Annotated in this window: 7 protein-coding genes; 1 reads left to right on the forward strand and 6 read right to left on the reverse strand. The window is 41.5% G+C overall.

Features of this window, described 5'->3' with window-relative positions; genetic code table 11:
- Window positions 1–107: 107 nt before the first annotated feature.
- The 5 genes from ACFPIK_RS11910 to metK all read right to left on the reverse strand — a co-directional run bounded on the left by ACFPIK_RS11910 (window position 108) and on the right by metK (window position 4,442).
- The gene (locus ACFPIK_RS11910; RefSeq protein ID WP_377915523.1) at window positions 108–1,472 is read right to left on the reverse strand and encodes a carboxypeptidase-like regulatory domain-containing protein; all 1,365 of its coding nucleotides are present in this window, start codon (window positions 1,470–1,472) and stop codon (window positions 108–110) included.
- Between the two features lie 83 nt (window positions 1,473–1,555).
- Window positions 1,556–1,900 carry a hypothetical protein gene (locus ACFPIK_RS11915; protein ID WP_377915502.1) on the reverse strand — a complete coding sequence of 115 codons (345 nt, stop codon included), beginning with the start codon at window positions 1,898–1,900 and terminating at the stop codon, window positions 1,556–1,558.
- 6 nt (window positions 1,901–1,906) lie between these two features.
- The gene (locus ACFPIK_RS11920) at window positions 1,907–2,458 is read right to left on the reverse strand and encodes a hypothetical protein (protein ID WP_377915504.1); all 552 of its coding nucleotides are present in this window, start codon (window positions 2,456–2,458) and stop codon (window positions 1,907–1,909) included.
- A gap of 256 nt (window positions 2,459–2,714) precedes the next feature.
- The gene (locus tag ACFPIK_RS11925) at window positions 2,715–2,993 is read right to left on the reverse strand and encodes a hypothetical protein (protein ID WP_377915506.1); all 279 of its coding nucleotides are present in this window, start codon (window positions 2,991–2,993) and stop codon (window positions 2,715–2,717) included.
- Between the two features lie 195 nt (window positions 2,994–3,188).
- Window positions 3,189–4,442, reverse strand: a complete 1,254-nt coding sequence (gene metK / locus ACFPIK_RS11930) for a methionine adenosyltransferase (RefSeq protein WP_377915508.1) — start codon at window positions 4,440–4,442, stop codon at window positions 3,189–3,191.
- Between the two features lie 202 nt (window positions 4,443–4,644).
- On the opposite strand from metK, the gene ACFPIK_RS11935 reads away from it, so the two are divergent.
- Window positions 4,645–6,306, forward strand: coding sequence for a hypothetical protein (locus ACFPIK_RS11935; protein WP_377915510.1), 1,662 nt, complete (start codon window positions 4,645–4,647; stop codon window positions 6,304–6,306).
- A gap of 160 nt (window positions 6,307–6,466) precedes the next feature.
- Here ACFPIK_RS11935 and ACFPIK_RS11940 read toward each other — a convergent pair whose 3' ends face one another.
- Complete coding sequence (locus ACFPIK_RS11940; protein ID WP_377915512.1) at window positions 6,467–7,783, reverse strand: ATP-binding protein; 1,317 nt, start codon at window positions 7,781–7,783, stop codon at window positions 6,467–6,469.
- Window positions 7,784–7,945: the final 162 nt, after the last annotated feature.

The raw sequence follows: 7,945 nt of genomic DNA on the forward strand, positions 1-7,945 counted from the left end.
TGAAAACCTCGAAGGTTATGTCACAAAAAAGCCCCGAATCGCTTCAGGGCTTTCTGTTTATAGGCCAAATTCATTTAATCGATTCAATCTTTTTAAATTTTAGCTTTTCAAAATTTTGCGGGGTGTTGTTGAAGTCCTGTACGATTCCAGAAATTTTCATTTAGTCCATGTCTTTTTCTCAGAATGGGAAGCAAGTAAAATTGATTATTTCTAAACTCGGCAAATTGCTCTTCCAATTTTTTTTCTTGAGAAAGTGATTCTTCCAGCTGCCTTTCACCAGGAAAGGCAGGATAGTCAAAATCCCTCCAAAAGCCAGACTGGTATCTGGCTTTTCCAGCAATAAAAATCCATCCATTATACCGATCAGGGTGATAATAAATGAACCTATCAGGATAAACACCTGCAACTGGAGCTTGGTACTTTTCAGACAACTGTTCGGTGTCTAATACTTCCATACTATAATTCAATGCATATAACTCGGCGTATTCTTTAATCTCTCGGGGGTGAGGATTATTTTCGGTTTGATACCCAAAATCGGTATAGGTCATCTGGTAGTTACCATAAGTAAAAAAGTATTTTCCTGCTGGATCTCTTCTGAATTTAACGATTGCTTCACACTCTTTTTTTGAATAGAATTGACCAATTTTTTCATTAATTACTCGTTTGGCAGGAAATTTCTGATGGAGTTCCATTATGTGAATCCCATAATCTTCTTGATCAATATAGAAAATCGCATCTTCTAATAACCCATACAAACCATACCCCCATCTTGCGGCCTGGTTCTTCACGTTATTATTTTTTGCCTTTATGGATAAAACGAAAACTTCTCGATCACCGATTATTTCTCCCCCTAGCAGCTCATAATCAAACCAATTGATGTTAAAATTCCAAAGTCTATAAGCAAGTAATGGAAAAAGAAGGTCTCCTACAGCTCCTCTTGGCCGTCCAGTCATGGAAGTCAGAACCCCATATTCCGTTTTCTGGATATCGGTTATAAACATAAAATTGTAATCATCACCACTTGACATGGGCTTTCTGGAATGTTTCTCATGATAGCCTTCAGAGTGTAAATACCCTGCCGCTCTAGTCATACCCTGAATGGTTTCATTGGCCCAAATCAATTCTCGATAAAATACATCGATTTCATGAGGTTGGCCATATTGAGTTTTCTCCAGATTATCTTGGGCACGCTCCATAATTTTCTTTGGTTTGAAATCAAACACTATTGCCTGATCTAGGTCATACTCACCAGCAATCAATCGAATCTGCAATGGGGAATTTCTTAAATCAGCTACTCGGAGATGGACGGAGTGAAAACCTATATGAGAGAAAACTACCTCCATATGATCTTGAGCATTTGACGGAAGCCGAAAATTAAATTCTCCTTCCAAATTACTCACAGTGCCTTTCCCCAAGTCAGTGATGATGATATTGACAAAAGATACAGGCTCATCAGAAGTTGCATTGATCACTTTTCCATTAACCAAACCTTGAGAAAAGCTACTCAATGAACTAAGGAGCAAAAGTAAGGATGCCAAATACTTCAATTCTCTGATTAGTTAACTGTTAAAATATAAAATCCTAGTTGCTCATTTTGTTCGTCAAAAAATCCATCAACGATATATTGGGCTCCTATTTTCCCCAAGATTTTGAATCTACCCGGTACAGCATGATCTCCTGCTAATTTGCCTTGTTTGAAGACTTGCAACCGGAGTGGATTGTAAGTTTCATCCAAGAGATCATGCCGATCGCTTCCTGTACGGTATGTCCTGAAAATGAGCCCATTCTTCTCGTCCACAAAGATATCCTTGTAAAATCCCTCATTTTTTCTGGAATGATAAAAATACTTACTTTCAAATGCTACATCGATACTTTGGGATTGTACATAGTCAGTTTTCATGTCTATTCAAGCCGAGCCAAAGGTCTCTTTCAATTTCCAATCCCTGTCATAAACGTAGATAAGGGAATCTATCTCATGCGTGACGTAGATTAAGTTTGTGGTAGTTACCGTATAATCAAATTTGTTGTGAAAAGGAACAAAGCTGAACCCTTCATAACTAGCCGGTCTATTGAGCCTAATTTCCTTGACTTCGCCGGAATACAGATCAATTTTCCCTAAAATCCTAGCAGCACGATAATAATCTCGAGAGATAAAGGCATTGAAAATCGGATGTTCTACATCCAATTTGGTTATCAAGCCTCCATCGGGTAGCTCAACTGTCCTCCCATTGTAATTCTGTAATTCATAAATCCCGATATATTCCCCTTTGGGATTGTCCATCAGTTCATCATAACTCTCCTCTGAAGGAAATTGGAGAACAGATTTTCTCGAAAAATCCCAATCTTTACCATAATGATAAAATACCCATTCATGTCGGATTATAAACCCAGTTTTAGTTGGAATTAACTCCGAAATCCCCTGGAGTTCCTCGGGGCCGTCCAGCTCGCGCTTTTTCATTCCTTTTGATTGCCCTTCAACATTAAATTCTTCTACGAATCCATAAGCCTGATCCACATAGAAAATGGCATCTTCTTTAACTTGGAAAAAACCAATTTGAGATGATTGAGATGGCGCAATCAATATCGTATCAATAAAAATATTACTCTCAATCGCAGCAATATTTGATTCAATTGAAAATTTCTTTTCAGGTTGACAACCTGAAAACAATAGAAAGAATATAAAATGGGCCCAAAGTAAATGGGCCCTTAAATAATTACTGACAATCATCAACGGTACTGCATGCTTTTCTAAATGAAATACAACTTACTGTCACACATGCCCCATCCTTGCAACGTGTTTGAAGTGTACCTTCTGTTCGTTTATCATCACAATTACTATCAATTACCTCATAAAGAGCTAAAGCTAAGGCAGCCTCTTCTACTTGCCCGAATGAACTACTAATCGGGGCCATCACGGAGCCAAAAAGACCCATAATTAAAATAAGGAAGTTTTTTTTCATTTTTTGATTGAATTTAGGTTTGAATTGATTCATTAATGAACTATTTACGACGTCAATTAAGCCTAAAAAAAAATATCTAAAAAACAAAGTAGAACTAATAAAATAAAATTTTAAATATTAGGTGATCATAAATAAACCGACAAATTCTATAAAGTGATTCAAAGATTGAGGAAATGAAATTTTTTAAATTCAATCAAAAAAGCCCCGAATCGCTTCGGGGCTTTCTGCTTATAGGCCAAATTCAGCCTTGATTTTGTCGACGAAGTCCAGCTTTTCCCAAGTGAAAAGCTCCACTTCTACCGTTTTTGCTTCTTGATATGGTGATTTGAAAACTTTGGTCACCACTTCATTTGCTCTGCCCATGTGGCCATAAGCTGCAGTTTCCTCATAGATCGGATTTCTCAGCTTCAGTCGCTGCTCGATAGCATAAGGTCTCATATCAAATATAGCTTCCACCTTCTTGGCAATTTCGCCATCGGTCAGGTTCACTTTGGCCGTGCCGTAGGTATTGATGTAGATACCCATTGGCTTAGCCACACCGATTGCGTAAGACACTTGAACCAGGATTTCGTCGGCTACACCCGCAGCCACCATGTTTTTGGCAATGTGTCGGGTAGCATAAGCTGCTGAGCGGTCAACTTTTGATGGATCTTTTCCAGAGAAAGCTCCACCGCCGTGAGCACCTTTGCCACCGTAGGTATCCACGATGATTTTTCTTCCGGTCAGACCGGTGTCACCATGAGGACCACCGATTACGAACTTGCCGGTTGGGTTGATATGGTAAGTGATTTGATCAGTGAAAAGCTTTTGAAGCTCCGGCTTAAGTTTAGCTTTTACTCTAGGAATCAATATGTTGATGATATCGGATTTGATTTTGGCAAGCATAGCCTCTTCCGCATCGAAGTCATCGTGCTGAGTAGAAACTACGATGGCATCAATTCTCTGAGGCACATTATCGTCACTGTACTCTATCGTCACCTGAGATTTGGAGTCTGGCCGGAGGTACGTGATCTCATTATTTTCTCTTCTGAGTGCAGCCAGCTCTCGGAGGATCATGTGAGACAGATCCAAGGCAAGCGGCATGTAGTTTTCGGTCTCGTTAGTGGCATAGCCAAACATCATCCCTTGGTCACCTGCACCTTGCTCTTCAGGATTCTTACGCTCTACACCCTGATTGATATCAGCTGACTGCTCGTGAATGGCAGATAGTACACCGCAAGAGTTGCCTTCAAACATGTATTCACTCTTGGTATAGCCGATTCGATTGATCACATCACGGGCGATCTTCTGCACGTCAAGGTAGGTGTTGGATTTTACTTCACCTGCTAAGACCACCTGACCGGTAGTCACGAGGGTTTCACAAGCTACTTTGGAACTGGGATCGAAGGCCAAAAAGTTATCAATCAGCGCATCAGAGATTTGGTCAGCGATTTTGTCAGGATGACCCTCAGACACTGACTCTGAGGTAAATAAATATGCCATAAACTAGAGTATTGATTCGTTGTAAAAGAAGCCCAAAATTACAGGAACTGAGGGAAATAAAAAACCTCAACGTAGTCCTGAAAGGTTTTTATCTCCCCTTCCATGGGATGGAGTCAATTTACTGAATAGTTTATCCTAATTTCTTGGGTTGGATTCTGCTTGGCAAGAGATTATCTTTCAGACTGTCTCCTTTTCCATTGCCATGCGAACGACATACTATTTCCTTTTTGGCTGTATTTTCAGCTTTTTACTGAGCTGTAAAGGTGCTGCTGACCCATCAACCAACTCTATTTCAAAGCTCCCCGCCACCCATTCAGATCTAGTCTCTTTATTTTCAGAATGGAGGGCCTTTGAAATGCCTCCTACTTGGGAAGGTGCTCCGGATTACCGAAAGGCGACTTTTGAGAAAAGAATGGCGGATTTCGAAGTCCTTCGGGAAAAACTTCTGAGCATGGACACCGCTGGCTGGACTATTGCCGAGCAGGTAGACTGGCGAATTGTATGGGCTGAAATGAACGGCTTCGACTTTAACTACCGGGTGCTGAAGCCATGGGAACGCGATCCTGCTTTTTACAAATCGATCTGGATGGAGCGGAGTGATGTACCTGACCACGAAGGCCCTACGCACCATGGAGTGACAGAGGTTTGGCAGTTTTCTTTTCCCTTAAGCTCAGAAGAAAGAGCAAGCGTTCTTGCAAAAATTCAATCCATCGTAGCCTTGAATACCCAGGCAAAAGAAAACCTGACCGGCAATGCCAAAGAACTTTGGGAAGCAGGAATTCCAACGATCGAACAACAAGTGGAAGATCTAGCCTCATTGCTGGATCTGCCCGGTGTAAATGAAGATGGCGAACTGGTAGAAGCCATCCAGTCGGCATCCCTCTCTACCAAAGACCTTGTCAGTTGGCTTCACGCCGAAGCGCCTAACAAAACCGAGCCCTCCGGTATCGGTAAGGAAAACTATACCTGGTACCTGCAAAACGTCCACTTGGTGCCGCTGACTTGGGAGGATGAAGTGATGATTTTGAAGCGAGAACTTGCACGTGCTTGGAATTCGCTGAAATTAGAAGAACACCAAAACCGAAACCTTCCCCAGCTTCCGGAGGCCAATACGCCTGAAGATTTCGAAAAACTCACAGAAGAGTCCATTCAGGAATTCATGGCCTTTTTGGAAAAGCAAGAAATTGTTACCGTTAAAGATTACTTTGAACCAGCTTTGAGAGAGCATAGGGGAAGTTTTATCCCCAAAGAAAAGCGGAATTTCTTCACCATCGGAATGCACATCGATCCGCTTCCGCTGTATTCGCACTTTTACCATTGGTTTGAGTTGGCTATTATGGACAATGAACCGCATGTGAGTCCGATTCGAAAAGGTGCTTTGCTTTATAACATTTTCGACAGCAGAAATGAAGGAACTGCCACAGCAGTGGAGGAGATGTTTATGGATGCAGGGCTATATCAGAATTCTCCAAGGTCCCGTGAAATTGTATACATCATGATTGCCCAGCGAGCTGCCAGAGGTCTAGGCTCACTCTATGCGCAAGCCAACGAAATGACCATGGTCGAGGCGGGAGGAATTCACTCCAACTACACGCCTAGAGGCTGGATGAAGACAGAAAAGGAGCTTTTGCTTTTTGAGCAACACCTCTACATGAGACAGCCTGGGTATGGAACAAGCTACATCACCGGCAAATACCTCTTGGAAAATGCCCTCGCAGACTATGCCCGAGTCAAGGAAGAAAAAGGCGAAGAATTCAAGCTTCGGGAGTTTTTTGATCAGCTGAACGCCATCGGAGGGATTCCGATTGCTTTGGGACATTGGGAGATGATTGGGGTGGATCCTTTGCAAGAAAAGGTCAAGTAGGCAGACAAAAGAGTAGAATTCACAGGTTAAGTTCCGAAAACGTGAAAAAAATCACATAATCGGAACTTAACCTGTGATTTTTTAAAATTTAGCTCTTTTGAGAAATGACTTAAATGGCCTTTCAATTACTTCATTCTAGACCACTTTTCCACTAATGGGCTCATACCAAGTCCAATAAATAACGAGTACGGTCCGCCATAAAAAGTGGAATATTGATCAGTCCATCTTGATTGATCAGATTTTTCATCGAAAACCTGAGTTTTACTCGGGGGTTGTTTTCCTGATCATAAACAGAAAGGCTCCTACTACGGGTATTCTCACCGGATTTAACCTCAACTGGTAGGATTTCATTTTGGTAAGAAAGTAAAAAATCGACTTCCGCTTTTCCATCAGAAGTCCAATAGGATGGCAATTCGCCAAACTGAACCAGCAAAGACTGTAGCACGTAATTTTCGGCCAAAGCCCCTTTAAATTCAGAAAAGAGTTCGGTCGGATTGAGAATAGCAGCTGGCTGAAGTCGAGCCTTGCGCCTCAGTAACCCCATGTCAAGAAAATAAATCTTAAAAGCGTTAAGATCCTGATAGACAGACAGCGGTACACCGACCTTAGTCACTCGGTTGACTTTATAAACCAAACCTGCCTGAATCAACCACGTGAGGGCATCTTCATATTCTCTTGCTCGGGCACCGGGTTTGACCACCTGGTAGAGAAATTTCTTATTTTCCTTGGCCAGCTGTGAGGGAATTGAATTCCAGATAAAGTTGATTTTTTGAATATCTCTAGCAGGTACATGTTTGGAAAAATCCAACTCATACGCCTGATTGATGTTGTCCAATAGGTCCTCCACTCGTTGCAAATCAGCGCTTTCGACCAATTCTTTGGCAGCTTCGGGCATTCCACCCGAAATCATATAAAGACGAAAGCTCTCCAAAATCCTATTGAAAAAATAATCAGGTATTGGCTCTATTGCCTGAATAGACTCCAGATAGTTAGCCATCTCTGAGTCCTTTTGAGACAAAAATTCCATGAATGTCAGTGGGAATAATTCTAAAAAATCAACTTTTCCCACAGGAAAGGAAGAGAAATTTCCTAAAGTGACTCTCAAAAGCGATCCTGCACCAACAAGATGGAAGGACTCTTCCAGTTCCTCGAAATATTTAAGGGAGTTCAGGGCTTCCTTACATTCTTGGATCTCATCAAAAATGATCAGTGTGTTTTTTGGCTCAATTGAAAATCCCACCACGAGGGAGAGATTCTGAATGATTCGGAGTGGGTCTTTGGTCAGTTCAAAAAACTGCTTCAGATCAGGCTGCCGATCAAAGTTGAAGTAAGCTGTTTTTGAATAATAGGTCTGACCGTACCATTTCAGCAAGGAGGTTTTGCCTACCTGCCGAGCACCTTTTAGCAAAAGAGGCTTTGGGGTTGGACGTGCAGTCCAAGCTTGAAGTTGAGCAAGAATATTTCTGTCAAAAAACATTAATCACACTTTATGTTCCAAAAATGTGTAAAAAAGGGAGTGTTCACTAAACTGTGTCAGTTTGGTTAAATCGATCTTCAAAGTAAGCGATTAGGTCTTTTCTAATTGATGGCCATGCGAAGATGGTTCCGTTCCATTTTGTCTGAGCGTTCATGGTTGCTA

The organism is Algoriphagus aquatilis (assembly GCF_042657405.1).
In the GTDB taxonomy this organism is placed as follows: domain Bacteria; phylum Bacteroidota; class Bacteroidia; order Cytophagales; family Cyclobacteriaceae; genus Algoriphagus; species Algoriphagus aquatilis.

Excerpts from the sequence above, each read along its gene's own strand:
- ACFPIK_RS11915 (WP_377915502.1), bottom strand. The coding sequence starts at position 1,900 with ATGAAAACTGACTATGTACAATCCCAAAGTATCGATGTAGCATTTGAA.
- ACFPIK_RS11920 (WP_377915504.1), bottom strand. The coding sequence starts at position 2,458 with ATGAAAAAGCGCGAGCTGGACGGCCCCGAGGAACTCCAGGGGATTTCG.
- ACFPIK_RS11925 (WP_377915506.1), bottom strand. The coding sequence starts at position 2,993 with ATGAATCAATTCAAACCTAAATTCAATCAAAAAATGAAAAAAAACTTC.
- metK (WP_377915508.1), bottom strand. The coding sequence starts at position 4,442 with ATGGCATATTTATTTACCTCAGAGTCAGTGTCTGAGGGTCATCCTGAC.
- ACFPIK_RS11935 (WP_377915510.1), top strand. The coding sequence starts at position 4,645 with ATGCGAACGACATACTATTTCCTTTTTGGCTGTATTTTCAGCTTTTTA.
- ACFPIK_RS11940 (WP_377915512.1), bottom strand. The coding sequence starts at position 7,783 with ATGTTTTTTGACAGAAATATTCTTGCTCAACTTCAAGCTTGGACTGCA.